At 62.4% G+C, this 18,396-nt stretch carries 18 protein-coding genes; 8 read left to right on the top strand and 10 right to left on the bottom strand.

The window, feature by feature from the left end; translation table 11 throughout:
- Window positions 1-140 precede the first annotated feature (140 nt).
- The 4 genes from NFR87_RS07910 to NFR87_RS07895 are packed head-to-tail and all read left to right on the top strand — an operon-like array spanning window position 141 to window position 3,723.
- Window positions 141-1,043 (top strand): branched-chain amino acid ABC transporter permease, encoded by a 903-nt coding sequence (locus tag NFR87_RS07910; protein WP_251448722.1) that lies wholly within the window; start codon window positions 141-143, stop codon window positions 1,041-1,043.
- Between the two features lie 10 nt (window positions 1,044-1,053).
- Window positions 1,054-2,160, top strand: coding sequence for a branched-chain amino acid ABC transporter permease (locus NFR87_RS07905; RefSeq protein WP_251448720.1), 1,107 nt, complete (start codon window positions 1,054-1,056; stop codon window positions 2,158-2,160).
- Window positions 2,157-3,011 carry an ABC transporter ATP-binding protein gene (locus tag NFR87_RS07900; protein ID WP_251448718.1) on the top strand — a complete coding sequence of 285 codons (855 nt, stop codon included), beginning with the start codon at window positions 2,157-2,159 and terminating at the stop codon, window positions 3,009-3,011. Before NFR87_RS07905 ends, NFR87_RS07900 begins: the two co-directional genes overlap by 4 nt.
- 10 nt (window positions 3,012-3,021) lie before the next feature.
- The gene (locus NFR87_RS07895) at window positions 3,022-3,723 is read left to right on the top strand and encodes an ABC transporter ATP-binding protein (protein WP_251448724.1); all 702 of its coding nucleotides are present in this window, start codon (window positions 3,022-3,024) and stop codon (window positions 3,721-3,723) included.
- Window positions 3,724-3,839: 116 nt separating this feature from the next.
- On the opposite strand, the gene NFR87_RS07890 is transcribed toward NFR87_RS07895, so the two are convergent.
- From NFR87_RS07890 to NFR87_RS07870, 5 genes are all read right to left on the bottom strand, one after another.
- Window positions 3,840-6,065 carry a bifunctional metallophosphatase/5'-nucleotidase gene (locus tag NFR87_RS07890; protein ID WP_251448716.1) on the bottom strand — a complete coding sequence of 742 codons (2,226 nt, stop codon included), beginning with the start codon at window positions 6,063-6,065 and terminating at the stop codon, window positions 3,840-3,842.
- Window positions 6,066-6,182: 117 nt separating this feature from the next.
- Window positions 6,183-7,100: an NAD(P)/FAD-dependent oxidoreductase gene (locus NFR87_RS07885; RefSeq protein WP_251448715.1), complete on the bottom strand. Its 918-nt coding sequence runs from the start codon at window positions 7,098-7,100 to the stop codon at window positions 6,183-6,185.
- A gap of 18 nt (window positions 7,101-7,118) precedes the next feature.
- The gene (locus NFR87_RS07880) at window positions 7,119-7,898 is read right to left on the bottom strand and encodes a TIGR03915 family putative DNA repair protein (RefSeq protein ID WP_251448712.1); all 780 of its coding nucleotides are present in this window, start codon (window positions 7,896-7,898) and stop codon (window positions 7,119-7,121) included.
- Between the two features lie 34 nt (window positions 7,899-7,932).
- The gene (locus NFR87_RS07875) at window positions 7,933-9,201 is read right to left on the bottom strand and encodes a putative DNA modification/repair radical SAM protein (protein ID WP_251448711.1); all 1,269 of its coding nucleotides are present in this window, start codon (window positions 9,199-9,201) and stop codon (window positions 7,933-7,935) included.
- 81 nt (window positions 9,202-9,282) lie between these two features.
- Window positions 9,283-9,621, bottom strand: a complete 339-nt coding sequence (locus tag NFR87_RS07870) for a hypothetical protein (RefSeq protein WP_251448709.1) — start codon at window positions 9,619-9,621, stop codon at window positions 9,283-9,285.
- A 100-nt stretch (window positions 9,622-9,721) separates the two neighbouring features.
- Here NFR87_RS07870 and NFR87_RS07865 point away from each other — a divergent pair, with 100 nt between their 5' ends.
- Window positions 9,722-9,970, top strand: coding sequence for a helix-turn-helix domain-containing protein (locus NFR87_RS07865; RefSeq protein ID WP_251448707.1), 249 nt, complete (start codon window positions 9,722-9,724; stop codon window positions 9,968-9,970).
- A 28-nt stretch (window positions 9,971-9,998) separates the two neighbouring features.
- Here NFR87_RS07865 and pdxR read toward each other — a convergent pair whose 3' ends face one another.
- Window positions 9,999-11,363, bottom strand: coding sequence for a MocR-like pyridoxine biosynthesis transcription factor PdxR (pdxR, locus tag NFR87_RS07860; RefSeq protein WP_251448704.1), 1,365 nt, complete (start codon window positions 11,361-11,363; stop codon window positions 9,999-10,001).
- Between the two features lie 112 nt (window positions 11,364-11,475).
- On the opposite strand from pdxR, the gene NFR87_RS07855 reads away from it, so the two are divergent.
- The 3 genes from NFR87_RS07855 to NFR87_RS07845 all read left to right on the top strand — a co-directional run bounded on the left by NFR87_RS07855 (window position 11,476) and on the right by NFR87_RS07845 (window position 13,443).
- Window positions 11,476-11,982 (top strand): TIGR04002 family protein, encoded by a 507-nt coding sequence (locus tag NFR87_RS07855; protein WP_251448702.1) that lies wholly within the window; start codon window positions 11,476-11,478, stop codon window positions 11,980-11,982.
- Window positions 11,983-12,046: 64 nt separating this feature from the next.
- Window positions 12,047-12,829: a TatD family hydrolase gene (locus NFR87_RS07850; protein ID WP_251448701.1), complete on the top strand. Its 783-nt coding sequence runs from the start codon at window positions 12,047-12,049 to the stop codon at window positions 12,827-12,829.
- Window positions 12,826-13,443: a TatD family nuclease-associated radical SAM protein gene (locus tag NFR87_RS07845; protein WP_251448699.1), complete on the top strand. Its 618-nt coding sequence runs from the start codon at window positions 12,826-12,828 to the stop codon at window positions 13,441-13,443. Before NFR87_RS07850 ends, NFR87_RS07845 begins: the two co-directional genes overlap by 4 nt.
- Window positions 13,444-13,537: 94 nt before the next feature.
- Here the strand turns inward: NFR87_RS07845 and NFR87_RS07840 are convergent, their stop codons facing one another.
- The 4 genes from NFR87_RS07840 to NFR87_RS07825 all read right to left on the bottom strand — a co-directional run bounded on the left by NFR87_RS07840 (window position 13,538) and on the right by NFR87_RS07825 (window position 18,368).
- Window positions 13,538-15,901 (bottom strand): glycyl radical protein, encoded by a 2,364-nt coding sequence (locus tag NFR87_RS07840; RefSeq protein WP_251448697.1) that lies wholly within the window; start codon window positions 15,899-15,901, stop codon window positions 13,538-13,540.
- 33 nt (window positions 15,902-15,934) lie between these two features.
- Window positions 15,935-16,756 (bottom strand): SDR family NAD(P)-dependent oxidoreductase, encoded by an 822-nt coding sequence (locus NFR87_RS07835; RefSeq protein ID WP_251448695.1) that lies wholly within the window; start codon window positions 16,754-16,756, stop codon window positions 15,935-15,937.
- Between the two features lie 15 nt (window positions 16,757-16,771).
- Window positions 16,772-17,695: a glycyl-radical enzyme activating protein gene (locus NFR87_RS07830; protein ID WP_251448693.1), complete on the bottom strand. Its 924-nt coding sequence runs from the start codon at window positions 17,693-17,695 to the stop codon at window positions 16,772-16,774.
- Window positions 17,696-17,831: 136 nt separating this feature from the next.
- Window positions 17,832-18,368 (bottom strand): helix-turn-helix domain-containing protein, encoded by a 537-nt coding sequence (locus NFR87_RS07825; RefSeq protein WP_251448691.1) that lies wholly within the window; start codon window positions 18,366-18,368, stop codon window positions 17,832-17,834.
- Between the last annotated feature and the right edge of the window lie 28 nt (window positions 18,369-18,396).

The following is an 18,396-nucleotide window of genomic DNA, read 5'->3' as shown; positions in this document are numbered from 1 at the left end:
GCCGGGGGTCTTCCCCCGGCAGCCCTTCCGTATTTTCTCCTCCATAGCGTTCTATGGTAGAGACCTGGGCAGCGCAGAGGCGCCGCCCGGCTCTCTGCCATAGAGAGTGTGTGATCTGTTAAATAAAGAGAGGTGCTTTTATGGAATTTCTCTCCTACCTGATCAGCGGGATCAGCCTGGGGAGCGTGTACGCCATCATCGCCCTGGGCTATACCATGGTCTACGGCATCGCCAAGATGCTCAACTTCGCCCACGGCGACGTGATCATGGTGGGCGGCTACATCTCCTTCTGCGTTACCGCCTACCTGGGCCTGCCCGTCTGGCTGGGTGTGGTGCTGGCCATGGCTGCATGTACCGCCCTGGGCGTGCTCATCGAGGGCCTGGCCTACCGGCCCCTGCGGCAGGCCACCTCCCTGGCGGTGCTCATCACCGCCATCGGCGTGAGCTACTTTCTGCAGAACGCGGCCCTGCTCATCTGGGGGGCCTCCCCCAAGGGATACACCCCCCTCATCGCCTCCACCAACGCCGCCGGCGAGCCCAACGCCCTCCAGCTCTTCGGCGGGCAGCTGTCCATCTCCTATATCTCCCTGCTGACCATGGTCGCCTGCATCGTCATTATGGTAGGTCTGACCCTGTTCACCGGCCGGACCAAGATGGGCAAGGCCATGCGGGCCTGCTCGGAGAATAAGGCGGCGGCCCAGCTCATGGGGATTAACGTAAACCGAACCATCTCCCTCACCTTCGCCATCGGCTCCGCCCTGGCGGCGGTGGCGGGGGTGCTGCTGTGCTCCTTCACCACCTCCCTGATGCCCACCACCGGCTCCATGCCCGGCATCAAGGCCTTTACCGCCGCCGTGTTCGGCGGCATCGGCTCCATCCCCGGGGCCTTCCTGGGGGGCATTTTGCTGGGGGTCATCGAGTCTCTGGCCAAGGCCTATATCTCCACCAACCTGGCCAACGCCATCCTCTTCGCCGTCCTCATCGTGGTGCTGCTGGTGCGGCCCGCCGGCCTGCTGGGCAAGTACGTGCCCGAGAAAGTTTGAGGTGGCCGGAATGAAGAAATTATCGCAAAAGCTGCGGGGTCTGAAAAAGACCACTAAGGTGGACTTTGCCACCTATCTGGGCGTGATCCTGGCCTTCCTCATCGTCTCCCTCCTGCGGGATCAGGGCTTCCTCAGCCGCTCCCTCACCGGTATGCTGGTGCCCATCTGTTGCTATATCGTGATGGCGGTCTCCCTGAACCTGACAGTGGGCGTGCTGGGCGAGCTGAGCCTGGGCCATGCGGGTTTTATGAGCGTAGGCGCCTTCTCCGGCGTCATCGCCGCCCAGAGCCTTCAGGCTTCCATCCCCTTCGCCCCCGCCCGGCTGGCCGTGGCTCTCATTGTGGGCGCCGCCTTCGCCGCCCTGGCGGGCGTTATCGTGGGCGTGCCGGTGCTCCGGCTCCGGGGCGACTATCTGGCCATCGTCACCCTGGCCTTTGGCGAGATCATCAAGGAGCTCATCAACTGCCTGCTGGTGGGCTATGACAAGCGGGGGCTCCACATCGCCTTCAACCTCAGCGGCAACCTGACCATCAACGACATCGGCATGGCCCCCGACGGCATGGCCATCATCAAGGGGGCCCAAGGGGCCACGGGCACCGCCACCATCTCCTCCTTCACCGCCGGCTTTGTTCTCATCATGATCACCCTGGTCATCGTGCTCAACCTGATCCGCAGCCGCTCGGGCCGGGCCATCCTGGCCCTGCGGGACAACCGGATCGCCGCGGAGAGCGTGGGCATCAACGTCACCAAGTATAAGCTCATGGCCTTTGTCACCTCCGCCGCCCTGGCGGGGGCGGCGGGCGCCCTGTACGGCCTGAACTACTCCAACATGGCGGCCAGCAAGTTCGACTTCAACACCTCCATCCTGGTGCTGGTCTATGTGGTGCTGGGCGGCCTGGGCAACATCTGGGGCTCCATCATTGCCGCGGCGGTGCTCTATATCCTGCCCGAGGCCCTACGGCAGTTTGCCGACTACCGGATGCTGGTGTACGCCATCGTGCTCATTCTCATCATGCTGGCCACCAACAACCCCACCATTCAAGGCTTCTTCGGTTCCCTGCGGGAGAAGCTGGGCCGGCCCAAGGCCGGACAAAGGAAAGGAGGCCAGGCGCAATGAGCAAGCCGGAACGTCCCAAGACCAAGCTGGTGCCGGTGCCCTCCACCAACATCATCCCGGAGCGGGATGTGGATAAGACCCCCATTCTGGAGTGCCGCCATCTGGGCATCGACTTCGGCGGCCTCACCGCCGTCAACGAGTTCAATATGGCCATCGGCCGCACGGAGATCGCCGGGCTCATCGGCCCCAACGGGGCGGGCAAGACCACGGTGTTCAACCTGCTGACCAAGGTCTACCAGCCCACCCGGGGCACCATCCTGCTGGACGGGGTGGACACCCACTCCATGTCCACCGTGCAGGTCAACAAGGCGGGCATCGCCCGCACCTTCCAGAACATCCGCCTGTTCAGCAACCTGTCGGTGGAGGACAACGTGAAGATCGGCCTCCACAATCAGATCAAGTACGGCATGTGCAAGGGCATTCTCCGTCTGCCCGCCTACTGGCGGGAGGAGAAAGTGGCCCATGAGCGGGCTTTGGAGCTGCTCTCCATCTTCGATATGCAGGATCTGGCCGCTCACCAGGCGGGAAGCCTGCCCTACGGCGCCCAGCGGCGGCTGGAGATCGTCCGGGCTCTGGCCACCAATCCCTCTCTGCTGCTGCTGGACGAGCCGGCGGCGGGCATGAACCCCTCCGAGACCGCCGAGCTGATGGAGAACATCGTGAAGATCCGGGACACCTTCCAGATCGCCGTGCTCCTCATCGAGCACGACATGAGCCTGGTCATGGGCATTTGCGAGGGGATCTGCGTGCTCAACTTCGGCCAGGTCATCGCCAAGGGCACCCCCGACGAGATCCAGGCCAACCCCACCGTGATCGAGGCCTATCTGGGCAAGCAGAAGGAGGTGGAGTGAGATGTCCGCCATGCTGGAAGTCAATGACATCAATGTGTACTATGGCGCCATCCACGCCATCAAGGGGGTCTCCTTCGTGGTAAACGAGGGGGAGATCGTCACCCTCATCGGCGCCAACGGGGCGGGCAAATCCACCACCCTGAAGACCATCTCCGGCCTGCTCCACTCCCGCACCGGCTCTATCACCTTTCAGGGGGAGAGCATCACCGGAGTTCCCGCCAACCGCCTGGTGTCCCGGGGCCTGGCCCAGGTGCCCGAGGGGCGGGCGGTCTTCCTCCAGATGACGGTGGAGGAAAACCTGGAGATGGGGGCCTACACCCGGCCCAACGCCGAGGTGGAGCCACACCTTCAGCGGGTCTACGACCTCTTCCCCCGGATGAAGGAGAGAAGAAAGCAGGTGGCGGGCACCCTCTCCGGCGGCGAGCAGCAGATGCTGGCCATGGGCCGGGCCCTCATGTCCGACCCCAAGCTGATGATGCTGGATGAGCCCTCCATGGGTCTGGCCCCCATTCTGGTGGAGCAGATCTTCGACATCATCAAAGAGCTGCACAAGGCGGGCACCACCATTTTGCTGGTGGAGCAGAACGCCCGGATGGCCCTCTCTGTGGCCGACCGGGGCTACGTGCTGGAGACGGGCAAGATCGTCTCCAGCGGTACCGGGGCGGAGCTTCTGAACGACGAGAGCGTAAAAAAGGCTTACCTGGGCGGCTGAACATTCAAGCCAAGCGTAAGAAGGACCCCGGCCAGAGCTGGCCGGGGTCCTCTTTCACACAAAAAGCCCCGCCCGGACCAAGGTCCGGGCGGGGCTTTTATGGCTTGAGACGCGATTTAGTGGGAGGCCCGCTCGGGGATCTCGCCCACCATCAGAACACCGTTCACCTCAGCGGCCTCAACGCCCAGCAGAGCGCTGACGCCCTCGGCGGTGACGTAGTAGTTGCCGCCCCGCAGGCTGGCCTGGATCTCCACAGGCTGGCCATCCACCAGCACGGTGATGGTGGTATAGCTGACCTCTCCGCCAGCGGCAGCGGGCAGAGCCTCGGCGGTATACTCGCCGCCCTTGGTGACGACTACCTGAGCGGCAGCGTCGTTCCACTCCACGTTGAAGGCCATCTCAGTGCCCTTGAGGATGTAGGCCAGGTCACGCAGACGGAAGGTGGGGGCAATGCCGCCCTGCATGGCCGCCACGGCCTCCAGCGCGTCGGCGAAGCTGGCCTTGCCGTTGACCACTACGTTATTGGCCTTGGCCTGGGCCACCAGAGCGTCGTAGTCGGACAGGTTGTAGCTCTTGTCGTAGGGGGCCTCCAGCAGGCCCAGGTTGATGTACTCCACCAGCTCGGCGCGGCGGGGATCATCCATGGACAGGTCTACCCCGGTGATCTTCCAGTTGTTGTCCACCTGCGGCTCCACGGGGGAGTGCTCGGCAAAATAGGCCACCAGCATGTCGCGGATGGAGTTGGGGGACTCCCACTCCCGCTTGCCTTCCACCAGGTTGCGGGCCTTCAGGGCGGAGGAGTAACGGTAGTTGTTCACCGCCAGGGTCAGGGTCTGGTCGTCCTTGAGCGGCTCGCCCTTGAAGATCACGTTCTCAATGCGCTCTCCCTTGGGCTTGGACAGGTTGATCTCGTAGTCCACCCCGGCGAACATGTCGTAGAGGTAGCCGGGATACTCGGGGTCAAAGGAGACGTTGATGTCCCCGGGAACCCACTGGTTGTAGCACTCGGCGGCCCACTCCATGTAGGCCTTCAGCTCCTTGCCGGTGACAGTGACCCGGTAGAGGGTGTTGTCGTACTTATAGATATCGAAGATATTGCCGTAGTTGATGCTGCCCTCGGGCAGGTCGCTGGTGTCCTTGAACAGGGCGGCGGCAGAGACGTCGGCCCCGGAGTTCTCCAGCTGGACGGTGTTAATAAGGTCCATCACGGCAGTGTCGCGCAGCTTGCCCTCGGGCAGGGAGCGGATCTCATTGAGGGGCTGGAACTTGGCGGTGGTGGTGCCCAGGCCGGAACCGCCCTCGCCGCCTTCCTCACCAGAGCCGCCGCCCTGGATGTAGTTGATGGTGGCCTCGTGAGCCTCCTTGATGAAGGGGATGGCGCGCAGCTCCTCGCTGGGGGTAACTTCGTCCATGAGGACGATCTCCACCTTGGCGTCTGTGACCTTGTTGTCCTTGTCCAGGGTCAGGTCAAAACGGGCGACCTCCCGGCCGGCGTTGCGGCAGCCGCCCACCACGGTGTCGCCGATCTTGTCGTTGACAGTGATGTGCTGGTGGCCCACCATGAGCACGTCGATCTCGGGGCACAGCTCCACGATCTTGGCGGCGGCGTCGCTGCCGTTGTCCTCGTCGTACTCGGCGTTGACGCCCACGTGGGTCACGGCGATGAGCACGTCGCACTGGTCCTTGATCTCGTCCACCACACGGCGGGCGGCGGTGCCGACGGCCTCAAAGGTCAGCTCGTCCACCTTCTCGCCCTCCCAGCGGGGGATGTCGGGGTTGCCCAGGCCGATAATGCCGATCTTCACGCCGTCGCGCTCCACGATGGTGTACTCGTCGGCAAAGTGATCGCCGTTTTTAAACTTGATATTGGCGGCCAGCACCGGGGCCTCGGAGAGCTTCTCGATGCGCTGGATCAGCTCGATCCCGCTCACACCGCTGGTGGTGGCGCTGGAAGAGGAGGAGTTGAACTCATGGTTGCCCAGGACCACAGCGTCATAGTCCATGGCATTCATGGCGGTGATCACCGGGTGATCCCCCTCGGCCTTGTTGTAGATGTCGTCGGAGAGGATGGTGCCCTGGATAAAGTCGCCCGCATCCACCAGCACGGTGTTCGGCTCCTCAGCCCGAACCTGCTGGAGATAGGTGTACACCCGGGCCATGCCGTTGTTGGCTGTCTCCTTATTGTCCTCGTAAGAGAACCCCCAGATGTTGCTGTGGAGGTCGGTGGTACCGATGACGGTAAGGTGCTTGCCTTCCTCAGCGGCAAAGGCGGCGGGAAGCATACCGGCCAGCATGGTGACGGCCAGCGCGCCTGAGAGGAACTTGCGGAAACGATACTTCATTTCAAATCGCTCCTTTCTGGTGTGCCCCGGGATGACCCCGGAGTTTATACTCTCAGTTTACACATTCTTCAAACAAAAAGCAATGCTATTTTACAAAATAGCATCGCTTTTTATCGTTTATTTTTCCTGAGCTGTCCCGTCCAGCCAGGCGCAGGCGGCGGTGGCGGCCACTGAGCCGTCGGCGGCGGCGGTGGTGAGCTGGCGCAGGGTCTTGCTCCGGCAGTCTCCCGCGGCAAAGACCCCGGGGGTGCGGGTCAGGCAGTCCTCCCCAGCGCGGAAATAGCCCCCCTCGTCCAGCTCCGCCAAAGCGGCGAAGGGCCCGTTGTCCGGGATTTGGCCCACCTCCACAAACAGGCCGGCCACCGCCAGCTCCCTGACCGAGCCGTCCCTGCCGGTGACGCTCACCCCTGTCAGGGCGCTCTCCCCGTGGAGGGCGGTGACCTGGCTGTTCAGCGCCAGCTCCACATTCTCCCGCTCCCCCACCGCCTTCACATAGGCGTCCTGCGCCCGGAAGGTATCCCGGCGGTGGATAAGGGTCACCCGGCGGCAGATGTTGGAGAGGAAAATGGCGCTTTGGAGGGCGCTGTCGCCGCCTCCCACCACCGCCGTGTCCTTATCTTTGAAAAAAGCCCCGTCGCAGGTGGCGCAGTAGCTCACCCCGCGGCCCGTGAGGGCCTCTTCATTGGGAAGGCCCAGCCTCCGGTGGCTGGCCCCCGTGGCCAAAATGAGGGCTTTGCCCTCGTACTCCCGCTTCCCTGCGGTGAGCTTGAAGCCCTCCCCGGTCTGCTCCGCGGCGGTGACCCTGCCGAACTTGACCTTCGCCCCCAGGGCCTTGGCCTGGCCCAGAAGGGCGTTGGTGTAGTCCAGCCCGCTCACCGCCGGCAGGGCGGGGTAGTTTTCCACCAGGGGGGACGAGGCGATCTGGCCGCCGAAGGCCGTCCCCTCCAGCGCCAGGACGGTCTTGCCCGCCCTTCTGGCATAGATGGCGGCGGTGAGGCCGGCGGTGCCGCCGCCCACGATGAGAATGTCATACATAAAAAATACCTCCCTGTTTTAGGGTAGTTTGGCCGGAAGAGCGGCGTTTGTTTCGTCCTCCATGAACTCCGTCATCACATGCCGGTAGCGCTTGGGCATGTGAGTGGCCTGACACTTGGGATTCTCCCGCCCCTCGATGGCGATGGTCTTGTAAAACCGCCGCCACAGCCCCCGCCAGGCCCGTTCGGCCTCCCCCGGCGCGCCGATGCGGAACTCCTCCACAGGCAGGATACGCCACTGAAGGTCGGCATAGAAGAAGGCCTCCCTGTGGGTGCGGTCGTACAGGGCGATCTTTTCCCCGTTGAACCGGGCGGCAAAATGGGGGCCGATAAGGGGCAGCACCCGGTTTTTCGGCTCGATCTCCCCCACCAGCATCCCGTCCACATCGGAAAAGCGGACAAAGCCCCGCAGGTGATCCTCCTCGGTAAAGAGCTTTTGAAGGGCCAGGGTCACCTTGGCCATGGCCGGGTCGCTCAGGTCGCTGACCACCCGCTTGCCCTCCCCGTCCAGACAGCGGCGGATAAGGCCGTACAAAATGAGCTCCTTGTCGGGAAGGCAGGTGAGAAAGGCCCGCCCCAGCCGGTGGCGAAACAATGGGGTGCCCTTCTCCCCCAGGGCGTTGTAGACCCGCAGAGCGTGGGGCTCATGGGTCTCCACCTCCCGCTCCGGCCACAGGGTGGCGCCGGGATCGGCAAAGGTGAGGAAGGCGGCGGGGGGCTCTTTGTGGACGTAGCTTTCAAACACACAGGTGAGAAAGCCCATAAATTCTCCGTCATAGCGGTAACAGACCTGTTCCAAGAATAACACCTCCCTCGCCTTTCGTCAACGCTCCTCAGCCGGTCTTTTCCTCAAAAAGAGTGAGCTGCTCAAATTCCGGCCCCGGCAGAGCCTCCCGCTCCAGCCCCGCCAGGCGGCGGTAGACGCTCTCCGGGGAGCAGCGCAGGCCGGGGAGCATCCGCCCCGAGCAGGTCACAAAGTACTGGCACCGCTTCATCACCACCCCCAGCCGCTTCAAGCCCTCAAAGGTGATGGGGCCCACCCGGCGGGCGGTGACGATCCGCTTCGCCCCCCGTACGCCGATGCCGGGCACCCGGAGAAGGCGCTCGTAGGGCGCAGTGTTGATCTCCACCGGGAAAAACTCCATGTGCCGCAGCGCCCAGTCGGTCTTGGGATCCAGGCTGGCGTCGAAGTTGGGGTGGTCGTCGTCCAGCAGCTCCTCGGGCTGGAACCGGTAAAAGCGCATGAGCCAGTCCGCCTGGTAGAGCCGGTGCTCCCGGAGCAGGGGCGGCTTGAAGCCCTCCGCCGCCGGAAGCAGCTTGGAGCTGGACACGGGCATGTAAGCGGAGAAAAACACCCGCTTCAGGCCGTAGTTTTTGTAGAGCCCGGCGCTCAGGCGCAGGATGTGCCGGTCGGTCTCCGGGGTGGCCCCCACGATCATCTGGGTGGATTGCCCCGCCGGGGCGAATTTAGGGGCGTGGCGGTAGAGCTTCAGCTCCGCTTTGGACTGCTCGCTGCCGTCCCGGATCTGGGCCATGGGGGCCAGAATGGCCTCCTTTTTCTTCTCCGGGGCCAGCAGCTTCAAGGACGCCTCTGAGGGAAGCTCGATGTTCACGCTCAGCCGGTCAGCCAGCAGGCCCAGCTGGTAGGTAAGCCCCGGATCCGCCCCGGGGATGGCCTTGGCGTGGATATAGCCGTTGAAGCGGTACTCGGTGCGCAGCAGCCGCAGGGCGGCGATCATCCGCTCGGTGGTGTAGTCGGGGCTTCTCAGCACCGCCGAGGACAAAAACAGCCCCTCGATATAGTTGCGGCGGTAAAACTGGATGGTCAGCTCGCACAGCTCCCGGGGAGTGAAGGCCGCCCGGGGCAGGTCGTTGGAGCGGCGGTTGACGCAGTAGGCGCAGTCGTAACAGCAGTGGTTGGTCATGAGCACCTTCAAAAGAGACACGCACCGGCCATCGGCGGAAAAGGTATGGCAGCAGCCGGAGTTGGAGGCGGAGCCGATGCCCCCGCGCGCCCCGCCCCTGGCGACGCCGCTGGAGGTACAGGCGGCGTCGTATTTGGCGGCGTCGGCCAATATGGTCAGCTTGTCCATCATATCCATGTCCCGGCCTCCATCATCGAACGTTTGTACCTCTTATTATAATACATCCGTTCGATATGTCAAGAAGAAAAGAACCGCTCCTCATTGGAGTGGTTCTTTTTCTGTCTCATTGAGATTTACACCTTCTATGATCGAATCCAAAATCGGAAGTCTTGCCCGGAGATACTCGATCATCTGGTCGATGCCCTGCACAAAATAGTGGTAGTCCCGGTAGGGCTCCATGGAGGTTCTCAGTACCGTCAGCTGTTCCTTGATCTTCCGCAGGTCGCCGTCACAGCGCTTTTGCAGTTCTATGTCCCAGTAGGCATATTCACCCTCCAGCGCCTGAAAGTGTTCCGATTGATAATACATACCCTCTTCAAAGGGCTTTGCCTTTCGGAACATCTCAACGAACAGCGAATCCCGCTCTTTCTTTGGCATAGATTTTCCCCCCTGTCTCACTTTTACAACCGATTGTACCACTCATCTCGATTAAAATCAAGGGGAAGTGCAAAAAATGAGACAAGAGGGAAGTGAGGATATGCCAAAACCACGGACAAAGACCGGAGAGAAGAATCTGATCGGCCAGCGGCTCAAAGCTTTGCGTGAAGGCAAGGGTTGGTCACAACGGAATTTGGCGTATCAGCTTCAACTCATCGGCGTAGATATGGATAAGAATGTCATCACCCGTATTGAGACAAACAAAAGATATGTGACAGATTTGGAAATACAAGCCATTGCAAAGCTCTTTCAGGTCAGCTACCAGTACCTCATCGACGGCGAAGCATAAGGCCGCTCTCTTCCGAGAGCGGCCTTCCTTATTGCTCAAAGGCCCGGCGGAGAGCCGCCACCGCCTGGGGGGCCTCCTGCTCCGGCAGTCCGGCGAAGCCCAGCACCAGCGTGCCCGGCCGGGGCCGGGCCTGCAGGCAGTATTCGCCCAGACCCCGCACCCGAAACCCTGCCCCGGCGGCCCGCTCCACCAGCTCCCGCTCCTCCCGGCCGGGGAGGGTGAACAGCAGGTGGAGCCCTGCATCCGCCCCCCGGATCTCCCCCCAGTCCGCCAGGGCGGAGACCAGGGCGTCCCGCCGCCTCCGGTAGAGGTTCCCTACCCGCCGCAGGTGGCGGCTGTAGGCCCCGGAGGCCAAAAACCGCCGCAGGGCCTCCTGCTCGAACCGGGACACGGTGGCGGCGGCGTGGCCGAACTTGGCCTGATAGACCTCCACCAGCGCCGGGGGCAGAATGAGATAGGCCACCCGGATAGAGGGGGCCACCGTCCGGGAAAAGGTACCCACATAGATGACCCGTCCCCCCTCGTCCAGCCCCTGCATGGCGGGGATGGGCCGGGAGGCGTAGCGGAACTCGGAGTCGTAGTCGTCCTCAATGAGGTACCGCCCCGGTTTTTCATAGGCCCACCGCAGCAGCTCGCTGCGCCGGGCCACCGGGGTGGCCACCCCCAGGGGGAACTGATGGGAGGGGGTGACGTAGGCCACATCGGCCCCGGAGCGCGCCAGGGCCGCCCCGCTCATCCCCCGCTCGTCCACCGGCACCGGCACATAGGGCCGTCCCAGATTGTCCAGCAGCCGCCGCAGGGAAGCGTAGCCCGGATCCTCCAGGGCGAAGACCGCCCGGGGAAGGAGCTGGAGCAGCACCCACATCAGCCCCTCCAGCCCCGCCCCCAGCACCACCTGCTCCGGGGTGCAGTTCACCCCCCGGTACTGGTGGAGAAAGCCCGCCAGGGTGCCCCGCAGGCCCCAGTCCCCCTGGCCCTCTCCCCGCTGGAGCAGGTCGGGGCTGTCATAGACCGCCTCCTTACTCAGCCGTGCCCAGGTGGCGTAGGGAAATACCGAGGTGTCCACCGCCGAAGTGGAAAACAGCTCGCTGAGTTGCTGCCGCTGCCGGGGCCGCGGCGGGGCGGGGGGCGGCTCCGTGGGGATCATGGTCAGGGCGGGGGTCACCCGGTAGCCGCTGCGGGGAGCGGACTCCAGATATCCCTCCGCCGTGAGCAGTCCATAGGACTTTTCCACTGTGGTCAGGCTCACCCCCAGATGCTCCGCCAGAGCCCGCTTGGAGGGCAGCTTCTCCCCCGCCGGGAGGGCCCCGGAGCGGATCTGGGCCACGATATAGCGGTAGAGCTGGTCATAGAGGGGGCTCCCCTCCTCAAAGCGGGGCGTCAACTCGGTCATAACAGCCTCCCATCTGACCCCTTAAAAAAGTTTGAAACTGGATATTTCAAAAGGGCCAGTTTTTGCTATGATGATAGCAGAAACCCGCCCGGGCGTCAAGGAGGTCTTTTTTATGAAAAGAAACGAACAGCTTCAGACACTGGTGCTCTCGGCCCTCTTCGCCGCCGCCGTCACGGTGACCACCGCCTATATTCTCCACTTTCCCCTGCCCACCGGAGGATATATCCACATCGGAGACGCCCTCATCTACCTGGGGGCCTGCCTGCTGCCTCTGCCCTGGGCCATGGCGGCGGGGGCTGTGGGAGGCGCCTTGGCCGACCTGCTCACCGCCCCCATGTGGGCCTTGCCCACATTCTTCATCAAGGCCCTCATCTGCCTGCCCTTCACCCGGAAGGACGAGACGCTGCTCTCCCGCCGGAACCTGGCGGCGGTGGTGGTCTCCGGACTGCTCTCCCCTGCCCTCTATGGGCTGGTGAACGTGGCCTTTACCGGCCTTTGGAGCGCCTTCCTGCCCCAGTTTCTGGGCACCCTTCTCCAGGGGGTGGCCAGCGGTGCGGTGTTCCTTGTCCTGGCCGGCGGCCTGGACAAGGTGGGCTTGAAGCGGCGGCTGGCCCTGTAAGGGGCTTGCAAACCCCGGCGGAAACGGGTATCATAGAGGTACCCTGCTTTTGAGGTGAGGCCCCATGCGTCTGTTCGACACCCACGCCCACTATTACGACGACAAATTTGATCCCGACCGCGCCCAGGTGCTCGCCGCCCTCCCCGGCAAGGGGGTGGAGCGGGTGGTCTGCCCGGGATGCGACCTCCCCTCCTCCCGGCAGAGCCTGGCGCTGGCCGAGCAGTTCCCCTTCCTCTATTTCGCCGCCGGGCTCCACCCGGAAAACCTGGAGGGAGCGGAGCTTTCCGACCTGGACAAGGTCAGGGCTCTGTGCGCCCACCCCAAGTGTGTGGCGGTGGGGGAGATCGGCCTGGACTACTACTGGGTGAAGACCCCGGAGGAGCGAAAGCGCTCCCGTGACTTCTTCGACGCCCAGCTCTCCCTGGCCGAGGCGCTGGACTTACCCGCCATCGTCCACGACCGGGACGCCCACAAGGACACCGTGGACATCGTCCGCGCCCACCCCGGTGCACGGGGGGTGTTCCACTGCTGCGCCCTCTCCGCCGAGGACGCCAAGGTGGTGCTCTCCTTGGGCTGGTACGTCTCCTTTACCGGAAACGTCACCTTCAAAAACGCCCGGCGGGCCCTGGAGGTCATTGAGGCGGCCCCTCTGGAGCGCATTATGATCGAGACCGATTCCCCCTACATGGCCCCGGAGCCCTTCCGGGGACAGCGGTGCGACTCGGGCTATGTCTACCGGGTAGCAGAGACCGTGGCCCAGGTAAAGGGCCTGCCCACGGAAGAGGTGGCGGAGGCCACCTTCCGGAACGGACTGAAATTCTTTGGATTGGAGGACACTTCTCTATGATGACCATTTCCTATGAGTACGAGGGCTCCCTCTACGTCAACCTGACCAACAAGTGCGACTGCGCCTGCGTGTTCTGCCTGCGGCACAACGGCCACAAGGGCAGCATCTACGCCGACGACCTGTGGCTGGAGCACGAGCCCAGCCGCCAGGAGGCCCTGGACGATCTGCTCGCCCGGGACATGAGCCGGTACCGGGAGCTGGTGTTCTGCGGCTTTGGAGAGCCCATGTTCCGCTGGGAAGATGACGCCTGGCTCATTGACGAGCTGAAAAAGCGGGGGGTGAAGCTCCCCCCGGTGCGCATCAACACCAACGGCCACGCCAACCGCATCCTGGGCCGGGACATCACCCCCGAGCTCTCCGGCCGGGTGGACATCATCTCCGTCTCCCTCAACGGCGCCACTCAGGCCGAGTACACCGCCGTCACCCAACCCTCCACCGGCGAGCAGGGCTGGACGGACATGCTGGAGTTCACCAAAAAGGCGGCCCAGTACGTCCCCTCGGTGGTCATGACCATCGTCAACAAGGACAAGACGGAGGCGGACATCGAAGCCTGCCGCAAGCTGGCCGAAAGTCTGGGGGCCAAGCTCCGGGTACGGGAGTACATTCCCGACTGAACAGACAATAAAAAAGGGCGCGGTTCAAAAGAACCGCGCCCTTTTCTTTTGGCATTTTCACATGTAAGCGCTTACCGTGGCAGATCTCTTTGACTCAGGAGCAGTGGGCGGTACGGGCAATGATAATGTCCTGCACGCCCTTGTCCAGCTCGGTAAAGTAGGCCATGTAGCCCGCCACACGAACCACCAGATCCCGGTAGTCCTCAGGATGCACCTGGGCGGCCCGGAGGGTGGCGTCGTCTACCACATTGATCTGGATGTGCTCGCCGCCCTCCATAAACTCCTTGACCACGCCGCCGATGATCTGCACGCCGCTCTCTCCCGCCACGCCCCGGGGGTCAAAGCGCAGGTTGTAGAGCACGCCGCCGTGGCAGACCTTTTGATTCAGATGGGCCACGGAATTGGCCGCGGCGGTGGGGCCGCTCACGTCCCGGCCCATAGCGGGAGAGGCGTTATCACTGAGGGCCGTGAACGCCTTGCGTCCGTCAGGGGTAGCCCCCACATGCTCGCCCAGGGTCACATTGTAGGTCTGGGACAGGTTGCCGGGGGAGAAGTAGCCGCCCCGGGCGTCCTTGATCTTGCACACGTGGGTCACGCCAGCCTCCACAATGTCGGAGACGATCTTGTCCACCTCGGGGATGTCGTTGCCGAACTTGGGACACTTGTTGACCAGCATCTGACGAATATCCTCGGCGCCCTCAAAGTTGGTGTCACACAGGTGGATCATCTGCTCCATGGTCAGCAGCTTTTTCTGGAACACCGCATAGTCGATGGCGGCGATGGAGTCGCCCACCGTGGCGGGACCGCAGATAAACGTATTCACATAGCAGTGGACTGGGCCGCCCTCCTGAATGGACTTGCCCTTCTCAATACAGCCGTCGATGAGAGAGGAGGCGTAGATGGCGGGCAGGTTGGTCTGGATGGACTGGGAGATACAGTGCTCACGGGTCAGCAGCTCCCAGGCGTAGCAAACCTGTTTCTTCACCGCCTCCACCAGATCCTCTTTACAGGTGAAGGTAGTGGGGTCGCCGGTCTCCAGGCCAAGCTTCATGCCGGTGACCGGATCAACACCGTTGTGAAGGGCCATCTCCAGGCACTTGGGGGCGCTGACATAGCCGCCCACAGGGCTGCCGTCGGTGTTGCCCATGCCGGGGTGGGGCTCGATGCAGCCGATGATGACCCAATTGCGGGCCTCCTCCAGAGAGCCGCCCTTATCCAGCACCTGCTCCATGGCCACCTTATCGCTGAAGAAGGCGGGATTTGCCTGGCCGTCCTGCACCATTTCGATCCCCTTGCGGAACAGGGCCTCCGGCGTGCCGTCATGGACGCGCATGGCCACAGCGGGCTGGGCCAGCTTGACCTCGCTGGCGGCGTCCAGCACCAGATAAGAAAGGTCGTTTGTCACATCGTCGCCGTTGGCGTCCACGCCGCCAATCATCAGGATCTGCCACATGGGATAGCCCGCATCGGCACGGCTGTAGTAGTTATCGCTCATGTTGACGATGGCGGTGACCTTGATAAACAGCAGCTCCAGCAGCTCCTTGGCCTCCTCGTCGGTAATGAGCCCCCTGGCCTTATCGGCCTCCAGGTAATGGCCCAGGTTCACGTCAAAACGGCCCAGGCCGGTGGCGTAGGAGTTGGCCTCCACATTCAGCCCCATCTCAATGAACCATTGGAACTGCAGGGCCTCGCGGAAGGTCTCCGGGGGATTCTCCGGTACCTTGCGGCAGATGCCGGCAACCTGCCGCAGCTCCTGTGCGCGCACCGGGTCGGCGCAGCCGGCGGCCTGGCGGTCAGCCTCGTCCGCCAGGCGGTGGGCATAGCCGATAAAGGCCTCCAGTACGATAATCGTGGCCTCCCAGTACTCCACCTGATGGATCTTTTCCACCGTCATTCCGGTGGAGGCCGCCTCTTCGATCAGAGCCTTGCAGCGGTCGATCTGGGCACGGAAGCCGCCCTTCATCATCCGCTGATAGTTGGGATGTACGTGGCCCGACACGCTGCCCTTGTTGCCCGACTTATAGACCCCGGCATTCTCATGATCCAGCAGATACTGGGGAATGTGAGACAGGGTCAGCTCCTCAGTGGCCTTGCCGTCCCAGTAGTGGAGCAGCTCCACCGCCTCGGCTACCTCCTCAGGGGAGATCTCAAAAGGATCATGGGGCCGCTCAGAGATCATAGGCAGGGTCTCATAGAGCCACAGCTTGCCCGAAGCATACTCCGGGAAGATGTCCGCCGCCCGAACCTTCTCGGTGACGGTGCCCACCAGCAGCTCGCCGTCATAGATCTTCACGCTCTTATGCTGGAATACGTACTCCAGAATCTTGGCCCGGTAAATGGGGGTGGGGGCGCCGGAGAACATCTTGGCCGCCTCCGTCTCCAGGCGAAGCCGCTCTATACTCAGGGCGGGCTTTACGCCCAGCAGCTGCTTACGCAATTTTTGCACTCGTTCCGTCATCGTAGTCTCCTCCAATCACATCAAATGGTCTATTCAGCGCACGTGGCGCTGCTCCATAGGAATGTCAAGCGGTCTTCCGCCTGTCCAGCCGCCGTCCACATAGATCACCTGGCCGGTGACATAGTTGGAGGCGGAGGTGGACAGATAAATAGCCAGTCCCAAAAAGTCGCTGGGCTCGGCAATGCGTCCCGCGGGATGCTGCTCAATAATACGCTGATAGGTGTCCCCCTGGAAGCCCTCCAGCATGGGCGTATAGACCCAGGTAGGCGCGATACAATTAACGTCGATGTTATACTTTGCCCAGGTCACCGCCAAGGAGCGGGTAAGCTGATGAACCGCGGCCTTGGAGCACTCATAGGGCATGGACAGATAGGTGTGGCAGTAAGCCCCCGCAATGGAGCCGATGTTGATGATCTTGCCGCCTCCCTGTTCCATCATCACCTTCCCCACCTCCCGGCAGATGAAGATTGTGCCGTTGAGGTTCACATCCACCACCTGGCGGACTACCTCAGGGGGATAGTTCTCCGGCTCGGAGTGGGCGCCGATCCCGGCTGTGTTGACAAGCACGTCGATCCGTCCATACTTGCCGGCAATGGCCGCCACCACCGCGCGCACCTGCGCGTCGTCGGTGACGTCCAGCTGGTAAATATCACAGGAAAGGCCCTCCTGCTTCATCTCGGCCTGAACCTTCTCCGCCTTACCCAAGGTGGTGTTGGTAAAAATGACCCGGGCGCCGTTCATGGCCATTCCCCGTCCGATATAGGCTCCCAGCCCGCCGGCTCCCACCACCAGCACTACCTTTCCCTCCAGGGAAAACAGCTCGCTGATCTTGCTGGTATTCACGACCTCGCTCAAGGTGTCCGCCTCCTTTTACTGGATCTCTTCCCCCAGGATATCAGTCCTGATCCCATGCTCCTGAAACAGCTTGCGTATCTCATGGAGCCGGGCGCTGTCGGGGGGTGCGAAATTTTCATAGTCCTGACCCAGGCTCTTGTATTTGGATATCCCCAATTCATGGTATGGGAAGAGCGTCACGTAGGTCAGGCGGTGCTCTTCGTAAAACTCGGCGGTACGCCGAATGATGTCCTCGGTATCGTTGAGCCCCTGGATCAGGGGCATCCGCATCCAGATCTTTCCGTTGATCTCCGGGGCGTCCGCCAGCCGGATCAGATTTTCCAGGATCAGCTTGTTGGAGCGTCCGGTGGCCCTCTGATGCACCTGGTCGTCGATGGACTTCATGTCATAGAGGATATAGTCGGCCTTTTGGGCCATACGGTACAGCCGGTCTCCGTCGCCAAAGCCACAGGTATCCAGCGCCACGCCGATCCCCTCGTCTCTGGCCGCGTCCAGCAGAGCCTCGGCAAAGTCACACTGCATGAGCAGCTCTCCGCCGCTGATGGTCATGCCGCCGCCGGTACGCTCATAGTAGCCCTTATCCTGCCGAACCAGCGTGATGACCTGCTCCACCGTCATCTCCTCGCCCGCCAGGCGCAGAGCCTCGCTGTAGCAATACTCCACACAGGAATAGCAGCGCCTGCACCGTTCAGGGTCAATTTCCACCCGCTGCCCCAGGTGCCGCAGCGCTCCGGTGGAACAGGCTTTGACGCAGTTGCCGCAGCCGATGCACTTCTGGGCAGTAAATAGAAACTGCCGCTCCCGCTCAAGCAGCTCTGGATTGTGGCACCAGCGGCACCGCAGGGGGCACCCCTTTAAAAAGACCGACGTCCGGATCCCCGGCCCGTCAGAGGTGGAGTATTTTTGTATGCCCCCCACGCAGCCTGTCAACTGCTTCATGCCAACCTTTTCCTCCATGCGTCCTCTCATGCTGTTTTTACTATAATTTTAGTCCGGACAAAAGTCAATTTTCTTTTTCAAAAATGAGATATTGTGATAGTTCGCCCATCTCTTTTTCATTTTCATGAAAAAAAGATCAGGTTCTCAGGCCGGAGGAATAAAACCACAGGCTCACGCAGGGCCCCTCGTCCCGCCGGCGAAAGCTGTGGGCGGCGTGGGGCGGAATAAAGAGGCAGTCCCCTTCCTCCATCTCATAGCCCTCATCCTCCATCACCAGCTCCATACGCCCGGAGATCAGATAGCACAGGATCCCCCGGCTGTCTCCGGCAGGCACCTTGATCCAGTCCCGAAACGCCGGATCCATCGTATAGCAGGTGCAGCGGTAGAGATCATTCTCCACCGCCACGTTTTCCAAAACCCCGTCCTGCTGGGCGTAGATCCGGCGGCGCTCTCCTTTCCTCACCAGGGGAGAGGGGCTCCGATCCGCCTTCAAAAGCTCTACGATGTCCACCCGCAGCGCGTTGCAGAGGATATCCAGGGTGGCAATGGTAGGGCTGGCGGCGTCCCGTTCAATGTTGCTGAGGTATCCCACTGAAAGATTGGTCTTTTGCGAGAGCTCCTGAAGGGTATACCCAAAGCGCTTTCGATGCTGCCTGAGCTTTTCTCCAAGCATACCGCTATTTTCCCCTTTCCTCTTCAGC

Origin of the sequence: Vermiculatibacterium agrestimuris (assembly GCF_943193085.1) — a bacterium.
Taxonomy (GTDB): Bacteria; Bacillota; Clostridia; order Oscillospirales; family Oscillospiraceae; genus Vermiculatibacterium; species Vermiculatibacterium agrestimuris.
Note: the sequence above shows the minus strand (reverse complement) of the source record. Positions and strands in the feature narration are given on the sequence as shown.